The sequence below is a fragment of the Novosphingobium sp. NBM11 genome (assembly GCF_015390225.1).
In the GTDB taxonomy this organism is placed as follows: Bacteria; Pseudomonadota; Alphaproteobacteria; order Sphingomonadales; family Sphingomonadaceae; genus Novosphingobium.
The window spans coordinates 3,288,947-3,310,954 of record NZ_VUOG01000001.1 but is presented as its reverse complement, the minus strand read 5'-3'; the positions used below and the strand labels follow the sequence as shown (position 1 = coordinate 3,310,954).

The following is a 22,008-nucleotide window of genomic DNA, read 5'->3' as shown; positions in this document are numbered from 1 at the left end:
CTGCGGATTCCTGCCTTGAGCGGTGGACTCGAAGATGTTTTTTTGCGATGCAAAATGCTGTGAAAAGTGCGTTTCGCTGGAGAGCCTGGATTGCGTGAACATTCGCCGGCAATCGCGGCTTCAAACACGCCGCAGCCGATGCTCGACAAATATGGCATGCCAATCCGTTCGAGAAGGAATCCGTCCGGTCCGGTAAGCACGCCGGCTGAACAAGCGGCGGTGTTCGGGATTTTCGTGACGCTGGCGATCAGCACCACGTTCCTGCAGAAGTTCGGTTTCGGGCCAACGCCCGATACCATCGTGCCGCTGGTCCTGCCGATCGCGCTTTTGACGATCGCGATCGGGGTGGTTCTGGCAAAGCCGATTTTCCAACCCGTCCGCGTCGCGCTCTACTTGCTGTTCGTCATCGTTTCCGGCGCTACCACCGCCGCCTTTGTCGCCAACTATTCTGCGGCCTCGTTCCTGCTCTACGCCGCGCTGTACATTCCGCTGATCGTCACCTTCCCGACCACCGAGAAAACGTACCGGCGCTGTATGCGCTTCTACAGCAACATGGCGCTGGTGATCGTGGGCATCGAAATGCTGCAACACGCCACCCAATTGACCATCGGGTGGCGCGCATGGCCGAATCTGAACACGCTGCTGCCGTCGACGATGCTCATTCCCAACTACAACTACATTCAGCCGATCGTGTGGAACATTCCATACATGAAGCCGAACGCGATCGTCTTTCTCGAGGTATCATACCTCTCGCAGTATCTGGCGATGGCCTTCATCGTCGAAGCGGTCCTGTTTCAGCGGATGTGGCGCCTGGTGGTGTTCGCCGGCGCGATCCTGGCCACGTTCGCGGGAACAGGCCCCTTGCTGTTGCTGCTGACCGCGCCGATCCTGATCGATCCGAAGCGCATCGGTCGCGGCGTTATCATCATCGGGGTCCTGCTTGCCGTAGGCCTGGTGGCATCCGAACTGGGTTGGTTCGATCTGATCGCGCATCGCCTCAACGAATTTCAACGCGGCGGCACGAGCGGCAACATGCGCTTCGTGGAGCCATTCAACCGTATCATGCAGGCAATCCGGCAGCCCGAAGGCGTCTATTCGGGCATCGGCCCCGGCATGATCGAGAAAGCCGGCCAGTTCCAGTGGTGGCCGATTACCAAGGCCATTGTCGAGTACGGCCTGATTGCCGGATTGCTGTTCTACGCGTTCTTCACGTGGACGATGTTCGATCGCCCCCCGAACATGCGGATCGCCATCTGCGTTTTCGTATGGTTCGGAATCGAAGGTAGCCTTTTGACCGCGATCAACCCGATTTCGTGCATGATGTTTTCCTCCATGTTCCTTTTGAACCGCCATTCTTCGGCCAGGCCTGCTGCTTTCCCGGGCCGCGCACGATGACGGCGCAGACGCGCCAGGGCATCGTTTATGCTGTCGGCGATATTCATGGCAGGGACGATCTCCTGCGGTCCATGCTGGATCTCATCCAGTCCGACGCATCACAGCACGCGCCCGAAGGCGGTGAACGGCCCATGGTGGTCTTTCTCGGCGATTACATCGATCGCGGCGGGCAATCCCGGCAGGTAATCGATACGCTGCTGGATTTTTCCGCCACCCCGGCGTTCGAGTCACGGTTTCTGCTGGGCAACCATGAAGAAGCGATGCTCGATTTCCTGGAAGAGCGCAGTTCGGGCATCGGTTGGGGAAAGCACGGCGGCACGGCCACGCTTCGCTCCTATGGAGTGGCGCCACCGCCGATGAACATGCCCGAGCCGTGGGCCGCCGCGCGCACCGCGCTCGCGCAGGCACTGCCGCGCCAGCACCTAGATTTCCTGAGCCGGCTGGAACCGTTCATAACCGTCAACCACATCGTTTTCGTTCATGCCGGCCTGCGCCCCGGCGTGGACCTGGACGCGCAAAGCCTGCGCGACCTGCTGTGGATCCGCAGCGAATTCCTTGAAACGGACCAGGACGATTCCCGCCTGATAGTACACGGGCATACGCCGGGAGAAGCGGTGTATGGCGCGCCCGGCCGCCTGTGCCTTGATAGCGGAGCTTACATGTCCGGCCGGCTGAGCGGGGCCGCGTTCCTGGGGCACGATGTCCGGATTCTGGAAGCCACCGCGCGCGGCGGCAAAGTGCAGCCCTACACGCTCTACGCCGGTTGACCCACAAAATCGGTGATCCACGCAAGCAGCCGCCGCGCTATCGTGTCCTGCGCGAACTTCCTCGCGTTTTCCCGCGCGTATGCCCGCCAGTCCGCCAGTGCTTCCTCGCCGACAATCACGCGGCGGATGGCCTTGGCCCACTCGGAAGCGGACGTCACGCTCACCAGCCGTCCGTTCACGCCATCGCGCACCAGCTCCGGAATTCCGCCGCGGTCGCTGGCCATCACTGGCAAGGCGGTCGCCAGGGCCTGCACCACTACACCGGGCGAATTTTCCGCCCAGATGGACGGAGCGCAGAGCAAGTCGCTCTGCGCCATGTGATCCGCCAGTTCCTGTTGAGACACAAAGCCCAGGAACCGGCACCATGGCTTGTCCCCATAGCGTGCGCGCAGTTCCGCTTCCTGCTGCCCGCGCCCTGCCAGAGCAAGGCGGACCGGGAAGTGATCCGCCAGTTGCGCGACCGCCTCCAGCAGGATGTCTACTCCCTTGGACGAATGAATGCGCCCAGCATAGAGCAGGCGTAATTCCGCACTTTCGGTCCGCGCGACGCGGGGCACCGGATAGGCATTCGGATTGAGATGCACGGCGCAAGGGTAGGCCTGGAGCGGGAAGTAACGCTCCAACGTCTCGAGGTTGGCGCGCGAAGGCGATACGAACGCCACCTTGTGCTGCCGTTCGACCAGGGAGCGCTTGCGGCGTGCCGAAATACGGCACGGCAGACATTGGCCCGGGCAATTCTCGCCGTTCTTGAACATCGACATGCGCAAGCAGGCTAGCCCCAGATCATGGAGCGTGAACACCAGCGGTATCCGTCGCGCCCCGATTTCGGAGAGGATCGAATAGCCCAGCCCCTGCACGAGATGAACATTCACGAAATCCGGCTGCTCCTGGTCGAGAATGCGCCCGACCGCCGCGTTGCACCCCTTCGAGAAATGGTCCTGGAGATGCCAGATCGGCTTCTGCCACGCGGGTGCCTCGCCGAACCGGAAGGTCGGATACACGAAGGGCACGCGCAATACGTGCACCCGCACGCCGTCGCTTTCGACATAGGTGCGTTCCGCCTCGTCGCGGTCGGCCGAACGAATGACCGAGACATCGTGGCCATTGGCCACGAGCCACGCGGCCCAGTTGCGCGCGCTGTCCTCCGCACCGCCCAGCATCAGGGGCGGATAGAGTGCGGAAATCAGCAGAATTCGCATGCGCTCAACCTCCGCTGGAAAATATGACCTAGGGCAGTAGCTTGATCGTTCGGGCAGGAACGCCACCGACAAACGTCGCGGCCGGAACGTCGCGCACCACCACGCTGTTGGCGCCGATCTGCGCATCATCGCCGATGGTCACTGCCCCGGAAACGACCGCGCCCGTGTAGAGGAACACGCGATCGCCGATCACCGGATCCGCGTCGCCCCCCACGCCGCGCCCGATCGTCACGTTCTGGAGCAGCGTGCATTCTGCGCCAATCCGCACTTTGCCGCCGATCACGATGCCGATGGGATGCGGCACGTAAAATCCAGGACCGATCGAAGCATGCGGATCGACGTCGCAACAAAACTGCCGCGTCGTTACGTACCACAGCAGAAATCGCAGGAGCTTGCCAACCGCCGGGATCGTGGCGACCCAACGCTGCAACCGGCACAGCAACACGAATTGAAAGCCAGGATTGAGAAACAATATCAACAAGAACAGAAAGACCCTCGGCCGCTTGCGACCTGGATCCACCGCTCTCGAATAGCGCCGGAAATCTGATTTGATCACATCGAACAAGGATCTCGACCCTGAAACAGAAGAATCACACTACCACTTTTCTCCAGTGCATGACCCGGATGGCAACCATCGCAAGGCCCGCAAACAGGTTTGCAAGCGCCGCGCCGGTAACTCCCAGGGCAAATACCAGAATCACACAAAGCACCGATGTGATAACCAGATTCACCATATTAAAATATGCATAGTATCCATCATGCTCGGCCGACGCCAAAGCCACGCCAAGAAAATCCGATACTATCTTTGCAAGATAAGATACCATGAGAATCGGAACAATATAAAAATACTTCATTATATCGCTTTTACCTGTCACCAAGCATACAGCATAAATCATTGGCATGGAAATCGCGAACATTACAAATGTCACTAAAACAGTTTTCTTCAATTTTTCAACCAAATCAACATGCAGCTGATTAATACCACCTTCGGAGAAGGCTTTTCGCATCTCAGGTTGATATATCTGCACAGTAGCAGCCATGCAAACGATATAAATAGAATTTATTATTGATGAGTAGAAAAAATATGCACCAACGAAATATAACCCCAAGAAATAACTTATGATAAATCTATCTATATAGACGCTTCCCGCTAGCCCCAGGTCGCTGAGATAGATCTTCCATATACTTGACCCCAGGCCGCGAAGAAAATCCGCTTTCCATTGGGAAACGGACTTAAATACTGAAATAATTGACTTCTTATAGACCACCCAAGTCACGATATGGCTTACGACCAATCCACCAAGCCAAAACACACCCAGGTCGGTCACGTTTCTGAGCGACGGAAACGCGTAAGCCGCCATCATGAACGGCAGGGGCCAGAACCCCGTTCTGAAGAACAACAGGAAATTCGCGAATGTCGATCGACTGCGCGCGAGGAGAGCCATCTGGATGTCGAAACCGGCCAGTTCCAGAATGATGATGCCCGAAACGATCGCCAACGGCAGGGGAATATCCACCAGGCCGGCACCGGCTAGCACGACGGCGAGCGCGCAGGCGATTAACGAGGCGATCAACGTTATCACCATGCGGTCGAACGTCAGCCGGATCGCACGTTCGTGATCCAGTCCGACCAGCGCGCGCGACAGAAAGAAATTGAGACCGAGTCCCGCCACGGATGGCAACAGGCCGGTCACGCCGGTCAGCAATGCGAACGTACCGATGTCCTGCAATGTCATGAACCGGGCCATGAACATCGACAGGACAAATCGTGAACCTAGCCCAGTGATCCGCAAGCCGGCGTTAAACGCAGCGACCCTCACCTAACGCCCGCCATTACCATTGCTCCGCAAACGCCCGAAGCGATCCCCGACACGGCGTATAGCAATATTGTGCGCCGCACACAAACCATCTAGGTCGCCATGCGACAGCAATGGGGGGCTCATGACTCGCGTTCTTTTCGACAGCCGGTGGATCGCCCCACACGGAATCGGGCGCGTGGCGTCGGAATACCGCAACCGGCTGGCAAAGGATTTTTCCGTTATCGATGTGCAGGATGCCGCCAAGCCCTCCGCGCCCACGGATTTCCTCACGCTGGCCCGCGCCTTCCGGAAAGCGGAGGCCGACGTGCTGTTCACGCCCGGCTACAACGGCACCCCGCTCGCCGGCCGCCGGCAGGTCTTCATGATTCACGACCTCATCCACTTCGGCGCCGCGGAACCTGGCGGCTTTCGCAAGCGGTTATACTACAGCACGGTTACGCGAGCCGCTGCCGCGCTCGGCACGGTGCTCACCGTGTCTGATGCCTCTGCGGCCGAAATCACGCGACGCTGGCCCGAAGCGCGCAAGCGCATCAGGGTCGCACCCAATGGCCTGTCCGCGGTCTTTGCCCAGGCGGTGGATACCGACCCCGCTGCAGCGCGATCGGGTCTTGTGCTGTTTACCAACAACCGCTGGCACAAGAACCTGCCCCGCATGCTTGCCGCCATTGCCGCCTGGCAGGCCAAGGCAGGGCCGGACGCCGACGCGCCCGTATGGCTTGTTGGTCCCGAATCGCCCGCGCAGGATCTCGCCGCCCGGGCTGGCGTCAGGAACGCGTCGTTCGTCGGCCGGATAGACGACACAGCGCTGGTGAACCTGCTGTTGCGCGCACGGGCACTGCTGTTCTGCTCGCTGACCGAGGGCTTCGGGCTCCCCCTGATCGAAGCGCTGACCTGCGGATGCGCGGTAGTGGCATCGGACATCGGGGTGTTTCGCGAAGTAGCCCGCGAAGGCTGCGCATGGGTTGACCCGAACGATACAGAAGCCATTGCCGCAGGCATAGAACAAGCCCATCGCGCGGATGTCAGCCGCGCACAGCGAGCGGATATCGCATCGCTCTATGACTGGGACCGGAGCTATGCCATCGTGGCCCAGGCAGTCCACGATGCAGCGCGCCTATGACGGGGCATCGGTCGGCGAAACGCCGTCGATACGGCCGCGAAACGCGGTTTCCTTCATCCAGGCGAGCAACCGCGCGCCGATAGCGTCCTGATCGAAGTCCTGTGCCTGGGCCAGGGCCTTGGCGCGCCATTGCTCCAGTTCCTCCGGGTGCAGGATGCAGTCTTCGATGGCGACCGCCCAGGCGTCCGCCGTCGATTCCGTCACCAGCCGCCCGTTCTCGCCATCATGGACAAGTTCGGGTATCCCTCCCCAGTTGCTGCCCAGCACCGGCAATCCCAGACCCAGCGCCTGGATGACCACGCCCGGCGAATTCTCCGCCCAGATCGACGGAATGCAAAGCAGGTCGCTGCGCATCATCTCGTCCGCAAGATCGCCCTGCGACAGAAAACCCAGGAAACGGCACCACGGCTTGCCGCCATAGGTTTCGCGCAATTCCGCTTCCTGTTGCCCCTTGCCCGCAATGGAAAGGGTAACGGCATGGCGATCGGCCAGCCGGTCCACCGCTTGCAACAGCAAGTCCACCCCTTTCGATTCGTGGATGCGGCCAGCATAGAGCAGGCGCAGCCCAGGCGCGGACGAGCGTTCCACACGCGGTTTGGGATAGGCGTTAGGATTCAGGATGGACGTGCTGCGATAGTTCCGCACCGGAAAGAACCGCGAAAGCGTTTCAAGATTGGCGTGCGAAGGCGAAACGAAGGAGATCTCCTCCTGCCGCTGGACGAGCTTGCTTTTGTACCACGAGGAAAGCCGGCAGCCGGTGAATTGCCGCACGCAGTCCTTGCCACGCTTGAACATCGACATCCTGACGCAGGCAAGACCAAGGTCGGGCAAGACGTAGTTCACCGGGATGCGGCGGCGCGCGGTTTCCAGCAGTGCGGGATAGCCCAGGCCCTGGAGAATGTGCACGTTGACAAGATCGGGCTTGAATTGATCCAGGACCGCGCCGATTGGCTTACGGATACGGGGGTCCAGATGATCCTGCAAATGCCAGATCGGCTTTTTCCATGCCGGCGCGGAAGGGAACCGCACCGTGGAATAGATGTGCGGCGTTTCGACGCGCCAGATGCGGATGCCCGTGGGCGTCACGTCTTCGCCCGGAGCTTCGCCTTCATCGGTTGCGCGGACCACGCCAACGTCCACACCCTGCGCACGCAGCCATTCGGCGAGATTGCGCGCCGAATTTTCCGCACCCCCGAGCACGTGCGGCGGATACAATGCCGAAAAAAGCAAAACCCTAAAAGGCAATTTCTTCAATACCTTCCACATTGCGGGCACGAACACGGGTCGCACCGCGAACGCACACTCTCCCGATGCCTCCATTTTGGAATAGTACTACATGCGCGGTGCAGCAACGCAAGCGCACAATGTGCATCTGCGAATATCCGGGCACCGCCGTGCAGGACGCTTTCGCCCGAAGGCGGCGCTTACCGGGAACGCCATCGCAGTGCACGCTGGCGTCCCAGCTTGTCATGGCCCTCCGGATAACCCAGAACACGGCTCATGCTTTCCAGGCTGCCCGCTCCAATCCATCGCCGCTTGCTGACGGTCGCCCATCGGATGCGCACTACGGTATGGAGCTGGACGCGGGCGGAAGTGCATGGGTGCAATGCGCTGGCGTTCGACCGGCATGGGCAGTTGCTGCTCGTCCGCCACAGCTACCAGAACCCGCAGCACTGGATGCTCCCCGGCGGCGGGCTGCGCCGCCGCGAAGACCCGGTCACCGCTGCCGCGCGGGAACTTTTCGAGGAAACCGGATGCCGGCTGCACAAGGCGCATTGGTTCGCGACCGACGTGATGACCATCCGGGGCGGCTGGCGCAACCGGGTAGAACTGGTCGCAGGTATTACCGATGACGAACCGCATGCGGAGCACCGGGAACTGGAAGATGCGCGTTTCTTCCCGCTGGATGCCTTGCCGTCGTTGACCGGCGGGAGCGTCCTTCAGCGCATCGCGCTTTGGCGCGAATGGCGGACATCACCGGACGCGCCGCCGCCCGCTCCTGCTTGACAGCAGCTGTCAGGTCGTAAACTTCCGATATGCTCGACCACCGTCTCGTATTCGGGTTTTCGACCGCTTGCCATGCCCTCCGCTTACACCCTTCACCGCCAAGCCCTTTCGGAAATGCTCCGCGCCGAACGGCTGGCTGCGCCCGGCGAGGCCTGCGGTCTGCTGCTCGGCACCGGAACCCATGTCCATCGCGCCGTGGCGACCGCCAACGTGGCCGCCGATCCGTTGCGGCATTTCGAGATCGATCCGGTCCTCCTGATCGCCGCGCACCGGGCCGCCCGCGCCGGCGGGCCGGGCATCGTCGGCTATTTCCACTCCCACCCCAACGGCCTGGCGCGTCCATCCCAGACCGACCAGGTCAATGCCGCCGGCGATGGGCGGGTCTGGGCCATCGTGGCGCGCGGGCGCATCACCTTGTGGAAGGATGCGCCATCCGGTTTCGAACCGCTTTCCTATGACACCGTAGAAGGTTAAGGCGGAAGCAACGATGCCGTACCGATATGCCGAGAGGACCGCGCACGCGCCGCTTTGCCGGCCATCCCGTTCCGGGACGGATCAGGTGCGCGCCACCGTGTCAATTTCGTCAGCCCCGAACACTCCATTCCCGAAAGCAAGCGCCGGATCATGACTACCGAAGCACTCGAACTCGCCAGCCTGCTCTGCTCCCGGCTGTGCCACGACATGCTCAGCCCGGTAGGCGCGCTCTCCAACGGGCTTGAGCTTTTGGCCGATGAAAAAGACCCGGAGATGCGCAAGCGCTGCTTCGAACTGCTGGAACAGAGTGCCAAGATCTCCACCGACAAGCTGCGCTTCTTCCGGCTGGCCTTCGGCGCGGCCGGCGGCTTCGGCGATTCGGTGCCGCTTTCCGAACCCAAGGCGCTGGTCGACGCGCTGGTCGGCAACAACGGCCGCGTGACGGTGAACTGGGTGCTGGGCGGAGACAGCCTGCCCAAGCCGGCGGTGAAAGTGCTCCTCAACCTCTCGCTGATCGCGCTCGATTCGCTGGTGCGCGGCGGCACGCTCGACATCGGCGCGGAGCCGCGCGACGGAACGAGCGAGATCGTGGTGCGCGCGTCGGGGCAGCGGATTGCTTTCGATCCGGCGATCGGCCGCGCGCTGGATGGCAGCGCCGGGCCGGAGGAACTGTCCAGCCGCACCGCGCCGGCGGCGATGCTCCACCAGCTGGTGGCCAGCATGGGCGGCGGCTTGCAGTATCACCTTTCCGACGACGCCCTGGTGATGGGCGCGGTGGTGCCCGCGGCATAGAGGCGCCCCCGCATGGCGATGAACCGGTGGCTGATCCATCGCGAGGTTCCCTCGCCCAACTGGAACGAGCGCAAGCTGCCGGTGTCGATGGTGGTGCTCCACTACACCGGGATGCGCACCGCCGCCGAAGCGCTGGACCGCATGTGCGATCCCGCCGCGGAAGTTTCCGCGCACTACATGATCGACGAGGACGGCACGGTCACGCTGTTGGTGCCCGAGGAGAAGCGTGCCTGGCACGCCGGCCGGTCCTATTGGCGCGGGATTACCGACGTCAATTCGGCCAGCATCGGCATCGAACTGGTCAATCCGGGGCACGAGTGGGGATACCGCCCTTTCCCGGACGCGCAGATGGAGGCTCTGATCCCGCTGCTGGCCGACATCGTGAAGCGCCACAACATTCCCCGTGCCAACGTGGTGGGCCATTCGGACATCGCCCCGGCGCGCAAGGACGATCCGGGGGAACTGTTCGACTGGCCGCTGCTCGCCCGCTATCGTCTGGCGCTGCCCATCCCCAAGCCGACGATGCGGCTGCTCTACGACAACGACGGGGCGTTCTTTCTCGCGCTAGAACGCTTCGGCTACGACATATCCGACGGCCGCGCCGCCGTGCGCGCCTTCCAGCGGCGCTGGCGTCCGCACAAGATCACCGGCGAGATCGACGGACAAATCGGTGGCCTTCTGTTCGAGCTGCTGTTGGAACGCGACCTCGGCCATGCTAGGTGACCCTTCGCCAGGGGGCCGGGCAGCCGCGTCATCGCAAGATGCCGAGGAAAGTCCGGGCTCCACGAAACAGGGTGGCGGGTAACGCCCGCCGGCTTCCGCGCAAGCGGGGGTCAGGGAAAGTGCCACAGAGAGCAGACCGCCTATGCGTCGCAAGGCGCAGGCAAGGGTGAAAGGGTGCGGCAAGAGCGCACCGCGCGACCGGCAACGGAAGCGGCACGGCAAACCCCACCCGGAGCAAGACCGAATAGGGACGGCGCGCCGGGCAACCGGCAGGCGTGTTTCGCGCCAAGGTCTTCGGACCTGCAATGTCCGGGTTGGTTGCTGGAGCGGCACGGCAACGTGTCGCCGAGAGGAATGGCTGCCCCCGCCGATACGGTGCCGAATGGCATACCGTCGGCGGGACAGAACCCGGCTTACAGGCCCCCTGGCATATCATCGCATCCGCAAAGCATTTTCCTGCCGGCCCGGTCCGGGCTAGGAGGCGATCATGTCAGTCGGCCATCACCACCATCACGATCACCACGGGCATGACCACGGCTCGGGGCATAGCCACGGGCACGGGCATCACCACGCCCCGGCTAGCTTTGGCCGCGCCTTCGCGATCGGCATCGCGCTCAACCTGGGCTTCGTCGTGGTCGAGGCCGCCTATGGCATCGTGGCCGGATCGATGGCGCTGGTGGCCGATGCCGGGCACAACCTTTCGGATGTGTTGGGCCTGGTGATCGCCTGGGGCGCCAGCGTGCTCACCGCACGGCCGCCCTCCGCCCGGTTCACCTATGGCTTCAAGTCCAGCTCGATCCTGGCGGCGCTGGCCAACGCCTCGCTGCTGCTGCTGGCGCTGGGCGCGATCGTGGTGGAAACGGTCCGGCGGCTGATCGAGCCGGAACCGGTGGCCGGCGGCCCGGTGATGATCGTCGCCGCGATCGGCATCGTCATCAACGCCGCCACCGCGCTGCTGTTCATGCGCGGCAGCAAGCACGACATCAACATTCGCGGCGCCTATCTGCACATGGCCGCCGACGCAGCGGTTTCGGCGGGCGTCGTCGGGGCCGGCTTCCTCATCACCATGACCGGCTTCGCCTGGATCGATCCGGTAACCAGCCTTATCATCGTGGCGGTGATCGCCATCGGCACGTGGGACCTGCTGCGCGATTCGGTGAAGATGGGCTTGCACGGCGTGCCCGCCAGCATCGACGAAGGCGCGGTGCGCAGCTTCCTGTGTGGCCAGCCCGGGGTCACCGCCGTCCACGACCTGCACATCTGGCCGATGAGCACGACCGAAACCGCGCTGACCGCGCATCTGGTCATGCCGCAAGGCCACCCCGGCGACGGCTTCCTGCGCGAACTGGCGCACGAACTGGAGTACGATTTCGGGATCGGCCACACCACCGTCCAGATCGAAGCCCAGCCCATGCTCGATTGCGCGCACGGGTGCGACGGCTGAATCCGGAAAAGGGGCTGAACGCGAAAGAGGCGGGCATCCCGAAGGAACCCCGCTTCTTCAGAAGTTCAGCGAAGGGTAAGCGCTGCCGTCAGGCCGCTTCTTCCTTGCCCTTGAGCACCTGAACCGGTTCCTTGCGGCCATCGACGACATCCTTGTCGACGACCACTTCGGTCACGCCTTCCAGCGTCGGCAGGTCGAACATCGTATCGAGCAGCAGCCCTTCGACGATCGACCGCAACCCGCGCGCTCCGGTCTTGCGCTCGATGGCCTTCTTGGCGATCGCTTCCAGCGCGTCGTCGGTGAAGGTAAGCTGCACGTCCTCCAGCTCGAACAGGCGCTGGTACTGCTTGACCAGCGCGTTCTTGGGTTCGCGCAGAATCTTCACCAGCGCCTCGATATCGAGATCGTTGAGCGTGGCGATCACCGGCAGACGGCCGACGAATTCGGGGATCAGGCCGAACTTGAGCAGGTCTTCCGGCTCCGCCTTCTGGAGCAGTTCGCCCACCTTGCGCTTGTCCGGATCGGCGACGTGCGCGCCGAACCCGATCGAACGCTTCTGCAGGCGATCGGCGATGATCTTTTCCAGCCCCGCGAAGGCGCCGCCGCAGATGAACAGGATGTTGGTCGTGTCCACCTGCAGGAATTCCTGCTGCGGATGCTTGCGACCGCCCTGCGGCGGAACGGAGGCGGTGGTGCCTTCCATCAGCTTGAGCAGCGCCTGCTGCACGCCCTCGCCCGAAACGTCGCGCGTGATCGAGGGGTTTTCCGCCTTGCGGCTGATCTTGTCGATCTCGTCGATATAGACGATGCCGTGCTGCGCCTTCTCGACATTGTAGTCCGATGCCTGGAGCAGCTTGAGGATGATGTTCTCGACGTCCTCGCCCACGTAGCCGGCTTCGGTCAGCGTGGTGGCGTCGGCCATCGTGAACGGCACGTCGAACGTCTTGGCCAGCGTCTGCGCCAGCAGGGTCTTGCCCGAACCGGTCGGCCCGACCAGCAGGATGTTCGACTTCGAGAGTTCGACCTCGCTGCCCTTGCCGCTGTGCTTGAGGCGCTTGTAGTGGTTGTGGACGGCCACCGAGAGCACGCGCTTGGCGCGGTCCTGGCCGATCACGTAATCGTTCAGCGTCTCGAAGATGTCACGCGGCGTGGGTATGCCGCCATCCTTCTTCCCGGCGATCCCGGCCTTGGTCTCTTCACGGATGATGTCGTTGCACAGTTCGACGCATTCATCGCAGATGAACACGGTCGGCCCTGCAATAAGCTTGCGCACCTCGTGCTGGCTCTTGCCGCAGAAGCTGCAGTACAGGGTGCTCTTGGTATCCGATCCGGAAAGCTTCGTCATTCTATCATCCCAGGCGCCTTCCCACGGAAGGCCGGCCCGATCATCCTACTACCCCAAGGGCATTAATCAACCGGACACGTTCAAAGCGAAAATCAGGTTACCGCGCGGCGCCTTTCGCCAAGGTTAAGCGCCTCGCGGCCCTGCAAGATACTCCCTTCAGGCGGCCGGCGCGCCGCCCGAACCTTCCTCAACACCGGTCTGGTCGGTGGCCGGACGCGATTCGAAAACCTTGTCGACAAGGCCGAATTTCTGCGCCTCGTCGGCTTCGAGGAAGGTATCGCGATCCATCGCCCGCTCGATCTCTTCCAGCGTGCGGCCGGTGTACTTGACGTAGAGCTTGTTCATCCGCTCACGGATGCGCAGGATCTCGCGCGCCTGGATCTCGATGTCGGAGGCCATGCCCTGAGCCCCGCCGGACGGCTGGTGAATCATGATTCGCGCGTTGGGCAGTGCGATGCGCATACCCGGCTCGCCCGCCGCCAGCAGGAAGCTGCCCATCGAGCAGGCCTGGCCGATGCACACGGTGGAAACGCGCGGGCGGATGTACTGCATGGTATCATGGATCGCCATGCCCGCCGTGACGACGCCGCCCGGCGAGTTGATGTACATCGAGATGTCCTTCGACGGGTTTTCCGATTCGAGGAACAGCAGCTGCGCGGTGATCAGGGCCGCCATGTGGTCTTCTACCTGGCCCGTCACGAAGATGATGCGCTCGCGCAGCAGGCGGCTAAAGATATCGAAGCTGCGTTCGCCGCGGCTGGTCTGTTCGACGACGACGGGAACGAGCGCGCCGGTGACAGGATCGGTGGTGAACTTGCCTTGAGCGCCATAGGCGCCGCTGTTGTGGCCGAACAGGTCGAGCATGAATCCCTCTTGTGGTTGCCGCGTCTATGTCGCGTGCCACGGGAAGATGTTCAAGGGCGTTAACCCGTCCATGCCGGAAATACCGTCCCCATCGGCGGATGAAACGCGAAAATGTCCCGCGCGATCTTGACGGAACCGTGGCGAAACCGCCGTCCATGCCGTCAAACTGTCACCGCTTCGACGCGCAGCGGTCACGAAGGCACCCTACGATCAAGGATCGGAGGACACCATGGGTTCGCACACGCAACTTCGCAGACTTTCGGTCCGGCTGGCGCGCGACCACGGCGATCTGGTGGCCGTGCAGAAACTGCGCTGGCAGGTCTTCGCCGCAGAGATGGGCGCGAACATTCCCGTCAGCGGCCCATCCGCCGGCGGCGAATCCTGCATCGACAGCGATCCCTATGACTCGCTGTGCGATCACCTGCTCGTGGTCGACGAGGACGGGTGCGCCGAAGATGGCGGGAGGGGGCCGCTGGTGGTTGGGACCTATCGCCTGCTGCGCGAAAGCGTGGCGCGCAAGGCCAGCGGCTTCTATTCGGAAGGCGAGTTCGACCTGTCCCGGCTGGCCGGTGCGCGTAGCGGGGGCGGCGAACTGCTCGAACTGGGGCGTTCGTGCGTGCTGCCCGCCTATCGCACCAGCGCGACCATCTCGCTGCTCTGGCGCGGCATCGCGGACTATCTCGCGCTCCATGACATCGGGCTGATGTTCGGCTGCGCCTCGTTCCCCGGCATCGACCCAGACGCGCACGCGGCGGCGCTGTCCTACCTCCATCACGTCTGCCTTGCGCCAGACTACCAGCGGCCTGCGGTGCTTCCCGGCAAGGGCATCGCGCTCGAACGGCTGCCGCGCGGCAGCTATGACGAGCGGCGGGCGCTGGTGCAATTGCCGCCGCTGATCAAGGGCTATCTGCGCGCGGGCGCGCGTTTCGGTGACGGAGCGTTCGTCGACCGTGAATTCAACACGATCGACGTCTGCGTGGTGATGCCAGTGGAGCTGATCTCGGAACGCTACGCCGCCCGTTTCAGCGTGGCGGCCTGATCTTCCGTCGGGGCGGCCCCACCGCCCAGCAGGTCGGCAAGGCGCAGCGCGATTCGGGCCTGCGCTTCACGGACGACCTGCTTGCGATCGCCGCCGCCTAGCGGTTTGCCGAAATCGACATCGATGGTCGCGCCCCCGGCAGCGGCCAGCGCCAGCGCGTGCGGCAGCAGGGCGTCGTCCCCGACCCAGGCGACCAACGCCCGCTGGCGCGGATCGCGGCAGGCCAGCGTGACCGGGCAGATCATGCCACGATCCGCCGTGGCATCCGGAACCATGCTGGCATGGAACGGCATCACGCCTTCGCCCGTACTGGTCGTACCCTCGGCAAAGAGAACCAGCGAGCGCCCCGACGCCAGCCGCACGACAAGCTCCCCCCGCGCCTCGACCACGCCCGCCCGGCGATGGCGGTCGACGAACACGCTGCCGTGCCGTTGCGCCAGAATACCCAGCAGGGGCCAGCCGGCAACATCGGCCTTGGCCACGAAACCCACGTCCGCCACGCGCGCCAGCACCGCGATATCGACCCACGACAGGTGATTCGCCAACACCAGAGTCCCCGGCGCCAGACGACGATCGCCATGGCACCGGACACGAATGCCGAAGCCTCGCAGCAGAATGTCCCACGCCGCGTTCTCGATCGCCCGGCGCGACGTGCGCCACCGCCCCGCCAGCCGCCAGGGCACCGACAGCATCAACACGAGAACGAGCGAACCGAGCGCGCGGCCGCAGCGATAGCCCACGCGCAATTTCCGCCAGCCTTCGGCCATCGACGATCACTCCCGCGCGTATGTCCGCATCGTGGCGACGCATGCGACACGGGCATGACAGGATCGCGACAAACAAAAAGGGCGCGCCCTGTGCGGCACGCCCTTCCTGTTTCGTCAGTCAGCCCCGGAAGGGGGCGACAGCGCCAAAGATCAGGCCTCTTCGGCCTTCTTCTTGGCGGGAGCCTTCTTCTTGGGAGCCGGCTTTTCGGCAGCGGCTTCCTCGGCCGGCGCTTCGGCGGGAGCGGCCGCCTTCTTCTTCGGCGCGGCCTTCTTCGCGGCGGGCTTGGCTTCCTCCGCAGGTGCTTCGGCGGCGGGCGCTTCCTCGGCGGCGGCTTCTGCCTTCTTCTTGGCCGGGGCCTTCTTCTTCGCGGCGGGCTTCGCTTCGGCCGCCGGCGTCACGCCTTCTTCGGCTTCGATCGCGGCCTGCAGCTCGTCACGCGTCACTTCGCGCTCGGCCACTTCGGCCTTGTCGAACAGGAAGTCGACGACCTTGTCCTCATAGAGCGGCGCGCGCAGCTGCGCGGCGGCAAGCGGCTCTGAACGGACGTATTCGATAAAGCGCTGGCGATCTTCCTCGCGGTACTGCTGGGCCGCCTGGCGGATCAGCATTTCCATTTCCTGCGCGGAAACCTGCACACCGTTGGCCTGGCCGATTTCGGAAAGGAGCAGGCCCAGGCGGACGCGGCGTTCGGCGATCTTGCGGTAGTCTTCCTTCTCCGCCTCGATCTCCTTCAGCGCTTCCTCGGGGTTTTCCTCGTGGCTCGCTTCGTGGGTCAGCTGCTGCCAGATCTGCTCGAATTCGGCTTCGACCATCGACGGCGGCACGGCGAAATCGTGGCCGGCGGCCAGCTGATCGAGCAGCGCGCGCTTCATCTGGGTGCGGGTGAGACCAGCGGTTTCCTGTTCGAGCTGGCCCTTGAGGAGGCCGCGCAGCTGCTCCAGGCTTTCGAGGCCGAGCATCTTGGCAAACTCGTCATCGGCCACGAACTCGCCGCCGTGCTTCACCGCCTTCACCGTGATGTCGAAGGTGGCTTCCTTGCCCTTCAGGTTCTCGGCCGGATAGTCTTCCGGGAACGTGACGGTGATGACCTTTTCGTCACCCACCTTCACGCCCGTGAGCTGTTCCTCGAAGCCGGGGATGAAGCGGCCCGAACCGATTTCCAGCGCCTGGTCCTCGGCGGTGCCGCCCTCGAACGCGACGCCATCGACCTTGCCGAGGAAATCGATGATCAGCTGATCGCCTTCCTTGGCCTTGGCGTTCTTCGGCGCGTCGGTGAACTTCTTCTGCCCGGCGGCGATGCGGTTGACGGCTTCGTCCACCTGATCCTCGCCCACGGGAACCACCAGCTTTTCAAGCTTCAGCCCTTCGAGCGACGGCGCGGCGATATCCGGCAGGACTTCGAGCGCGACGGTCAGTTCGGCGTCCTGCCCTTCGGCATAGCCATCGCCCAGCGCGACCGAGGGCTGCACGGCGGGGCGCAGCTTGTGATCGGCGACGAGCTGGTCCAGCGCCGCGCGGATGGTGGTGTTGAGCGCTTCCTGGTGAAGCGCCGGGCCGTGAATCTTGCGCACGAGGTTCGCGGGCACCTTGCCGGGGCGGAAGCCGGGCATCCGCACCTGCGGCGTGATCTTCTTCACTTCCCCTTCAACGCGCGACGCGATGTCGGCGGCCGGGATGGTCACGGTGTAGGCGCGCTTCAGGCCCTCGTTGGTGGTCTCGACGATCTGCATCCTGATCCAACTTTCTGTACGTCATTGACGCACCGCGCGGCGCGTCGTCCTCGGGTCGGAGCATGGCGCAGCGGCTGGTGCGGGCGAAGGGACTCGAACCCCCACATCTTGCGATACTGGAACCTAAATCCAGCGCGTCTACCAGTTCCGCCACGCCCGCATCCGGCGAAAAGCAGGCGGTGCCCCTATCGCAGCGGCGGGAAAAGGGCAAGCGCCTTGGGCCTCAACGGGCACTGATCGGGCAATGCGGTACGCGGGAAGCCTTCCGATCAGGGTGCAAGGCGCGCCAGCAAGGCCAGCCACCCCCGTCCCGGAAGCGGTGCGGGGCGCGCTGCGGACCGATAGTCGACCGCGCATTCCAGGCAATAGGCCTGCGCACCGCGACCCGAGAGCAAGCGCGCGGCATCGGCCATCAGCCGGTCGGCCAGCGCCTGCTGGCGCAGCGAGACGAAGCCGGCAAGATCACCCGACGGTGCCGCCGCCGCGTCCCCGTCGTCGCTCACCATCTGTTCCAGCAGGCTGCGCACCGTACCATCGCCCGATCCCAGAAAAACCGGATGCCACTTGTCGACCTTGGCCGCCTTGGCGGTCCACGCCAGCGCATCGTCCAGCCCGCCGAACTGGTCGACAAGCCCGTTCTGCCGCGCGGTGCCGCCGTCCCAGATGCGGCCCTGGCCGATCGCGTCGACCTGTTCGGGCGTCTTGTGGCGTGATGCGCCAACAAGGCCAATGAAGCGGCGGTAGTTGTTTTCGATCTGGCCTTGCAGCAGCCCCTGGAACGCCGGTGTCAGCCCGCCCAGCAGGTCGGGCTGGCCGGCCAGCGGCGTCGTGCGCAGGCCGTCGGCATGGACGCCATACTGCGCGATGGTGTCCTCGACGGTCGGGATCACCGCGAAAATGCCGATCGAGCCGGTAATTGTATCCGGTTCGGCGAAGATGCGCTGGCCGGGCGTGGAGACCCAGTACCCGCCGCTCGCCGCCAGATTCGCCATGGAAACCGCCACGGGCAGCCCCTTCGCCTTGATCCGTTCGATAGCCGCGCGAATCCGTTCCGAGGCCAGCACCGAGCCGCCGGGCGAATCGACGCGCACCACCAGTCCGGCGTAGTCATCGCTGGCCGCCGCCTTGTCGAGCAGCGCGGCAATGCGGTCACCGCCGGCGGTTCCCGGGCCGGCGTCGCCGTCGACGATCTCGCCGGCAATGGTCACCACGGCGATCGCCTTGCCTTCGCGCGGTTCCGGCTTGTCGGCGAGATAGGTCGCCATGTCGGTGGAGCGGAACGCGCCCAGCCCGGCCGCAGGATCGGCGCCCGCCAGTTCGGCCACGCGCTTGCCGAAGGCGATGCGATCGCCCAGCTTGTCGACCAACCCGGCCTTGAGCGCGGCCTGCGCCGCATCGTTGTTGCTTTCGGCCAGCCACTTCACCGGATCGCCAGTCACCAGCGCCAGATTTGCCTTGGGCCGGGCCTTCTTCACTTCGGCCTGCCAGCTGTCCCACAGCGCGGTGTACACCGCGTTTAGCGCTTCCTTCGCTTCGGGCGAGGCATCGTCACGGATGTAGGGTTCCACCGCGCTCTTGTACGTGCCGACCTTGAAGACGTGCGCCTTCACCTTCAGCCGGTCGAGCAGCGCCTTGTAATAAAGGTTGGTGCCGCCGGGGCCGGTCACGATCGCGCCGCCGATCGGATCGACCCAGACCTCGCTGGCATGGGCCGCCAGTTGCACGCCATCGTCCTGGTACATCACCGCGCGGACCAGCACCGGCTTCTTCGCCGCCCGGGCCTTGTCCATCGCCGCGCCGATATGGCTGAGATGCACCTGCCGCCCGCCGCCGAACTTTTCGAGATCCAGCACGATCGCCTTGATCCGCGAATCGGTGGCCGCCTGCTCGATCGCGCGCGCGATGTCGCGTTCGCGGTATTCCCGGCGCGGCTTTTCGCCGCTGGTGAGCAGGCCGAACGGATCGATATGGCTGCGCTCCTCCACCACCGGGCCATCAAGCACGAGATAGAGCGCGCCTTCGCGCACCATGCCGGGCGCCGGACGCAGCGTGAGCACCGCATAGAGCGCCCAGAAGAACAGCAGGAGGAACAGGAGGACGAGAGCGTCCTTGACGGCGACGAGGAGCTTCCAGGCCGAGCGAGCGAACTTCATGGGGGATATCTACGGCCGGAACGCGAAGAGTTCCAGCCGCAAGGCTTGAGATGCCTCCATCGCGGGTCTAGGGCGTGGTCTTCGATGCACCCATCGACCCCCACCTCCCCCGCCGCACCGCCATCGGCCCGCTATCCCGCCGGCGGCCTTGCCTTCCCCCATCGCGATCTGACCGGGATCGGCCGGCTTGCCCGGCACGAGATCCTGTTCCTGCTGGACGAGGCGGAACAGTGGGTGGAGCTGAACCGGCAATCGCAGAAGCGCGCCGAAGTTCTTTCCGGCCTGACCATCATCAACGCCTTCTTCGAGAATTCCACCCGCACGCTGCTGTCGTTCGAGATCGCGGGCAAGCGGCTGGGGGCAGACGTGGTCAACATGCACGCCGCCACGTCCAGCGTGAAGAAGGGCGAAACGCTGATCGACACGGCGATGACGCTGAACGCGATGCGCGCGGACGCCATCGTCATCCGCCACGCCAGTTCCGGCGCGGTGCGGCTGATCGCCGAAAAGGTCGATTGCCCGGTGCTCAACGCGGGCGACGGCCAGCACGAGCATCCCACGCAAGCGCTGCTGGACGCGCTGACCATCCGCCATGCGCTGAAGCTCGCCCCCGGCAGCGACCTGAACGGCCTGCGCGTGACGATCTGCGGGGACATCCTGCACAGCCGTGTGGCCCGCTCCAACATCCTGGCCCTGACCGCGCTGGGCTGCGATGTCAGCGTCTGCGCGCCGCCCGCGCTGATGCCCGCCGAGATCGAGGCGATGGGCGTGACGCCGTTCCACGATTTCGACGCGGCGCTGAAAGGCGCGCAAGTGGTCATGATGCTGCGGCTCCAGCAGGAACGCATGAGCGGCCAGTTCATCCCCTCCCCCCGCGAATACCGGCATCTGTACGGGCTGACGCTCGACCGGCTCGCCAAGGCGGAAGCCGATGCCTTCGTCATGCATCCCGGCCCCATGAACCGGGGCGTGGAGATCGACAGCCAGGTGGCCGACCATCCCACCCGCAGCCTGATTACCCGGCAGGTGGAACGCGGCGTCGCCATCCGCATGGCCTGTCTGGACGTGCTGACACGGCGCGCGAGAGGCGTGCCCGGCTGGGCCGAAGAACAGGGAGTCCTTGCATGACCCCGCGCCCGCTGACCATCACCGGCGGAAGGCTGGTGCTGCCCGAAGGCGAACCCGTTGCCGGCGCGCTGCGCTGCGAGAACGGGCGGATCGTGGCGATCGGGAATGTTTCGCCAGCGGAAGGCGATGACGTGATCGACGCGCGCGGCGCGCTGATCGCGCCCGGTCTGGTCGATCTGGGCGTCTTCGCCATCGACAAGCCGGCGTTCCACTTCGGCGGCATCACCCGCGCCGCGCTGATGCCCGATCAGGGGCCGCCGCTGGACCATCCGGCGCGCGTCCGCTTTGCCGCGCAATCGGGCAAGCCCGATTTCTGGGTCCACCCGCTCGCCGCCGCCACACGCGGGCTGGAAGGCTCGGAACTCGCCGAACTGGCCCTGATGCGCGAGGCCGGCGCACGCGCGGTCGCGACCGGGCGGAACTGGATCGCCGATTCGGGCGTGATGCTTCGGCTGCTGCGCTATTGCGCGATGCTCGGGCTGGTCGTCATCACCCATGCCGAGGATGCCGGCGTCACCGGCGCGGCCGTGGCCACCGCCGGCGAGATGGCGACCCGGCTGGGCCTGCCGTCCGCCCCGGCCGAGGCCGAAGCGCTGGCGGTGGCGCGCGACATCACGCTGGCCGAGCTATCCGGGTGCCACGTCCACTTCCGGCAGGTGACGACCGCGCGCGCGCTCGATCTCGTACGCAAGGCCAAGGCCCGCGGCGTGCCGGTCAGCGCGGGCGTGACCCCGGCGCATTTCATGCTGTCCGATCTGGAACTCGCCGATTTCCGGACGTTCTGCCGCCTTTCGCCGCCGCTGCGCAGCGATGCCGATCGCAAGGCGGTGATCGCCGCGATCGCCGACGGCACGATCGACGTGATCGCATCGGGCCATGATCCGCGCGGCCCCGAGGATAAGCGCCTGCCCTTTGCCGATGCCGAACCGGGCATGGCCGGGGCGGAAACGCTGTTGCCGCTGACGCTGACGATGGTGCGCGATGGTCATATCGATCTGGCCCGCGCGTTCGATCTGCTGGCGGGCGCGCCCGCGCGCCTGCTGGGCGTGGATGCGGGGCGGCTGGAAGCGGGCTGGGAAGCCGATATCGCGTTGGTCGATCCGGTCCGTCCCTGGATTGTCGATTCGGACAAGATGGCAGCCAGCGCCGGCAACACGCCGTTCGACCGACGGCCGGTGGAAGGCCGGGTCAACGCCCTGTTCAAGGGCGGCAAGCTGATCGCCTGAACGCGGGCGGGCCG

Annotated in this window: 20 protein-coding genes, 1 tRNA gene and 1 other RNA gene; 12 read left to right on the top strand and 10 right to left on the bottom strand. The window is 64.5% G+C overall.

Translation table 11 applies throughout. From position 1 onward, the window contains the following. Positions 1 to 90 precede the first annotated feature (90 nt). Complete coding sequence (locus tag F1640_RS16255) at positions 91 to 1,395, top strand: hypothetical protein (protein WP_194920109.1); 1,305 nt, start codon at positions 91 to 93, stop codon at positions 1,393 to 1,395. Further along, entirely contained in the window at positions 1,392 to 2,162 is a 771-nt protein-coding gene (locus F1640_RS16250) for a metallophosphoesterase family protein (protein WP_194920107.1), read from the top strand. The genes F1640_RS16255 and F1640_RS16250 overlap by 4 nt, the downstream gene beginning before the upstream one ends. Here the strand turns inward: F1640_RS16250 and F1640_RS16245 are convergent. Genes F1640_RS16245 through F1640_RS16235 form a run of 3 tightly spaced genes read right to left on the bottom strand, consistent with a single transcriptional unit; the run spans position 2,150 to position 5,109 of the window. Continuing rightward, on the bottom strand, positions 2,150 to 3,361 hold the full coding sequence (locus tag F1640_RS16245) for a glycosyltransferase family 4 protein (protein ID WP_194920105.1): 1,212 nt from the start codon (positions 3,359 to 3,361) through the stop codon (positions 2,150 to 2,152). The two genes, F1640_RS16250 and F1640_RS16245, sit on opposite strands and share 13 nt — an antisense overlap. Positions 3,362 to 3,389: 28 nt before the next feature. Continuing rightward, complete coding sequence (locus F1640_RS16240) at positions 3,390 to 3,917, bottom strand: serine acetyltransferase (protein ID WP_309229322.1); 528 nt, start codon at positions 3,915 to 3,917, stop codon at positions 3,390 to 3,392. 34 nt (positions 3,918 to 3,951) lie between these two features. After that, on the bottom strand, positions 3,952 to 5,109 hold the full coding sequence (locus F1640_RS16235) for a lipopolysaccharide biosynthesis protein (RefSeq protein WP_206694699.1): 1,158 nt from the start codon (positions 5,107 to 5,109) through the stop codon (positions 3,952 to 3,954). Between the two features lie 298 nt (positions 5,110 to 5,407). Here F1640_RS16235 and F1640_RS16230 point away from each other — a divergent pair, with 298 nt between their 5' ends. Continuing rightward, positions 5,408 to 6,301: a glycosyltransferase gene (locus F1640_RS16230; protein WP_194920100.1), complete on the top strand. Its 894-nt coding sequence runs from the start codon at positions 5,408 to 5,410 to the stop codon at positions 6,299 to 6,301. Here the strand turns inward: F1640_RS16230 and F1640_RS16225 are convergent. Further along, on the bottom strand, positions 6,296 to 7,501 hold the full coding sequence (locus F1640_RS16225; RefSeq protein WP_194920098.1) for a glycosyltransferase: 1,206 nt from the start codon (positions 7,499 to 7,501) through the stop codon (positions 6,296 to 6,298). The two genes, F1640_RS16230 and F1640_RS16225, sit on opposite strands and share 6 nt — an antisense overlap. Positions 7,502 to 7,858: 357 nt before the next feature. Between F1640_RS16225 and F1640_RS16220 the strand changes: the two genes are divergently transcribed. The 6 genes from F1640_RS16220 to F1640_RS16195 all read left to right on the top strand — a co-directional run bounded on the left by F1640_RS16220 (position 7,859) and on the right by F1640_RS16195 (position 11,741). Next, positions 7,859 to 8,308 carry an NUDIX domain-containing protein gene (locus F1640_RS16220; protein ID WP_194920097.1) on the top strand — a complete coding sequence of 150 codons (450 nt, stop codon included), beginning with the start codon at positions 7,859 to 7,861 and terminating at the stop codon, positions 8,306 to 8,308. Between the two features lie 72 nt (positions 8,309 to 8,380). Further along, positions 8,381 to 8,782 (top strand): Mov34/MPN/PAD-1 family protein, encoded by a 402-nt coding sequence (locus F1640_RS16215; protein ID WP_194920095.1) that lies wholly within the window; start codon positions 8,381 to 8,383, stop codon positions 8,780 to 8,782. Between the two features lie 150 nt (positions 8,783 to 8,932). Further along, positions 8,933 to 9,574 carry a histidine phosphotransferase family protein gene (locus tag F1640_RS16210; protein ID WP_194920092.1) on the top strand — a complete coding sequence of 214 codons (642 nt, stop codon included), beginning with the start codon at positions 8,933 to 8,935 and terminating at the stop codon, positions 9,572 to 9,574. 18 nt (positions 9,575 to 9,592) lie between these two features. Next, complete coding sequence (locus F1640_RS16205; RefSeq protein WP_194921481.1) at positions 9,593 to 10,297, top strand: N-acetylmuramoyl-L-alanine amidase; 705 nt, start codon at positions 9,593 to 9,595, stop codon at positions 10,295 to 10,297. Positions 10,298 to 10,304: 7 nt separating this feature from the next. Further along, an RNA gene (rnpB, locus tag F1640_RS16200) (RNase P RNA component class A) lies at positions 10,305 to 10,729 on the top strand. Between the two features lie 55 nt (positions 10,730 to 10,784). Continuing rightward, on the top strand, positions 10,785 to 11,741 hold the full coding sequence (locus F1640_RS16195; RefSeq protein ID WP_194920090.1) for a cation diffusion facilitator family transporter: 957 nt from the start codon (positions 10,785 to 10,787) through the stop codon (positions 11,739 to 11,741). Between the two features lie 88 nt (positions 11,742 to 11,829). Here F1640_RS16195 and clpX read toward each other — a convergent pair whose 3' ends face one another. Together clpX and clpP are read right to left on the bottom strand one after the other, a co-directional pair. Further along, positions 11,830 to 13,086, bottom strand: a complete 1,257-nt coding sequence (gene clpX / locus F1640_RS16190; RefSeq protein WP_124809217.1) for an ATP-dependent Clp protease ATP-binding subunit ClpX — start codon at positions 13,084 to 13,086, stop codon at positions 11,830 to 11,832. Between the two features lie 156 nt (positions 13,087 to 13,242). Then, on the bottom strand, positions 13,243 to 13,950 hold the full coding sequence (gene clpP, locus F1640_RS16185) for an ATP-dependent Clp endopeptidase proteolytic subunit ClpP (protein ID WP_136955388.1): 708 nt from the start codon (positions 13,948 to 13,950) through the stop codon (positions 13,243 to 13,245). Positions 13,951 to 14,179: 229 nt separating this feature from the next. Between clpP and F1640_RS16180 the strand changes: the two genes are divergently transcribed. Then, the gene (locus F1640_RS16180) at positions 14,180 to 14,989 is read left to right on the top strand and encodes a GNAT family N-acetyltransferase (protein WP_194920088.1); all 810 of its coding nucleotides are present in this window, start codon (positions 14,180 to 14,182) and stop codon (positions 14,987 to 14,989) included. On the opposite strand, the gene F1640_RS16175 is transcribed toward F1640_RS16180, so the two are convergent. From F1640_RS16175 to sppA, 4 genes are all read right to left on the bottom strand, one after another. After that, entirely contained in the window at positions 14,959 to 15,756 is a 798-nt protein-coding gene (locus tag F1640_RS16175; RefSeq protein WP_194920086.1) for a lysophospholipid acyltransferase family protein, read from the bottom strand. The genes F1640_RS16180 and F1640_RS16175 overlap by 31 nt on opposite strands. A gap of 150 nt (positions 15,757 to 15,906) precedes the next feature. Next, positions 15,907 to 17,487, bottom strand: a complete 1,581-nt coding sequence (tig, locus tag F1640_RS16170; RefSeq protein WP_194920083.1) for a trigger factor — start codon at positions 17,485 to 17,487, stop codon at positions 15,907 to 15,909. 75 nt (positions 17,488 to 17,562) lie between these two features. Beyond that, positions 17,563 to 17,647: transfer RNA gene (locus F1640_RS16165), tRNA-Leu, on the bottom strand. 109 nt (positions 17,648 to 17,756) lie between these two features. Further along, positions 17,757 to 19,640: a signal peptide peptidase SppA gene (gene sppA / locus F1640_RS16160; RefSeq protein WP_194920081.1), complete on the bottom strand. Its 1,884-nt coding sequence runs from the start codon at positions 19,638 to 19,640 to the stop codon at positions 17,757 to 17,759. Positions 19,641 to 19,724: 84 nt separating this feature from the next. Here sppA and F1640_RS16155 point away from each other — a divergent pair, with 84 nt between their 5' ends. Beyond that, positions 19,725 to 20,768 (top strand): aspartate carbamoyltransferase catalytic subunit, encoded by a 1,044-nt coding sequence (locus F1640_RS16155; RefSeq protein ID WP_194920079.1) that lies wholly within the window; start codon positions 19,725 to 19,727, stop codon positions 20,766 to 20,768. Beyond that, positions 20,765 to 21,994 (top strand): dihydroorotase family protein, encoded by a 1,230-nt coding sequence (locus F1640_RS16150; RefSeq protein ID WP_194920077.1) that lies wholly within the window; start codon positions 20,765 to 20,767, stop codon positions 21,992 to 21,994. The genes F1640_RS16155 and F1640_RS16150 overlap by 4 nt, the downstream gene beginning before the upstream one ends. Positions 21,995 to 22,008 lie beyond the last annotated feature (14 nt).

Excerpts from the sequence above, each read along its gene's own strand:
- F1640_RS16205 (WP_194921481.1), top strand. The coding sequence starts at position 9,593 with ATGAACCGGTGGCTGATCCATCGCGAGGTTCCCTCGCCCAACTGGAAC.
- clpP (WP_136955388.1), bottom strand. The coding sequence starts at position 13,950 with ATGCTCGACCTGTTCGGCCACAACAGCGGCGCCTATGGCGCTCAAGGC.
- F1640_RS16220 (WP_194920097.1), top strand. The coding sequence starts at position 7,859 with ATGCGCACTACGGTATGGAGCTGGACGCGGGCGGAAGTGCATGGGTGC.
- F1640_RS16155 (WP_194920079.1), top strand. The coding sequence starts at position 19,725 with ATGCACCCATCGACCCCCACCTCCCCCGCCGCACCGCCATCGGCCCGC.
- F1640_RS16210 (WP_194920092.1), top strand. The coding sequence starts at position 8,933 with ATGACTACCGAAGCACTCGAACTCGCCAGCCTGCTCTGCTCCCGGCTG.
- F1640_RS16215 (WP_194920095.1), top strand. The coding sequence starts at position 8,381 with ATGCCCTCCGCTTACACCCTTCACCGCCAAGCCCTTTCGGAAATGCTC.
- F1640_RS16250 (WP_194920107.1), top strand. The coding sequence starts at position 1,392 with ATGACGGCGCAGACGCGCCAGGGCATCGTTTATGCTGTCGGCGATATT.
- sppA (WP_194920081.1), bottom strand. The coding sequence starts at position 19,640 with ATGAAGTTCGCTCGCTCGGCCTGGAAGCTCCTCGTCGCCGTCAAGGAC.
- F1640_RS16195 (WP_194920090.1), top strand. The coding sequence starts at position 10,785 with ATGTCAGTCGGCCATCACCACCATCACGATCACCACGGGCATGACCAC.
- F1640_RS16245 (WP_194920105.1), bottom strand. The coding sequence starts at position 3,361 with ATGCGAATTCTGCTGATTTCCGCACTCTATCCGCCCCTGATGCTGGGC.
- F1640_RS16150 (WP_194920077.1), top strand. The coding sequence starts at position 20,765 with ATGACCCCGCGCCCGCTGACCATCACCGGCGGAAGGCTGGTGCTGCCC.
- F1640_RS16235 (WP_206694699.1), bottom strand. The coding sequence starts at position 5,109 with ATGGCCCGGTTCATGACATTGCAGGACATCGGTACGTTCGCATTGCTG.
- F1640_RS16180 (WP_194920088.1), top strand. The coding sequence starts at position 14,180 with ATGGGTTCGCACACGCAACTTCGCAGACTTTCGGTCCGGCTGGCGCGC.
- F1640_RS16175 (WP_194920086.1), bottom strand. The coding sequence starts at position 15,756 with ATGGCCGAAGGCTGGCGGAAATTGCGCGTGGGCTATCGCTGCGGCCGC.
- tig (WP_194920083.1), bottom strand. The coding sequence starts at position 17,487 with ATGCAGATCGTCGAGACCACCAACGAGGGCCTGAAGCGCGCCTACACC.
- clpX (WP_124809217.1), bottom strand. The coding sequence starts at position 13,086 with ATGACGAAGCTTTCCGGATCGGATACCAAGAGCACCCTGTACTGCAGC.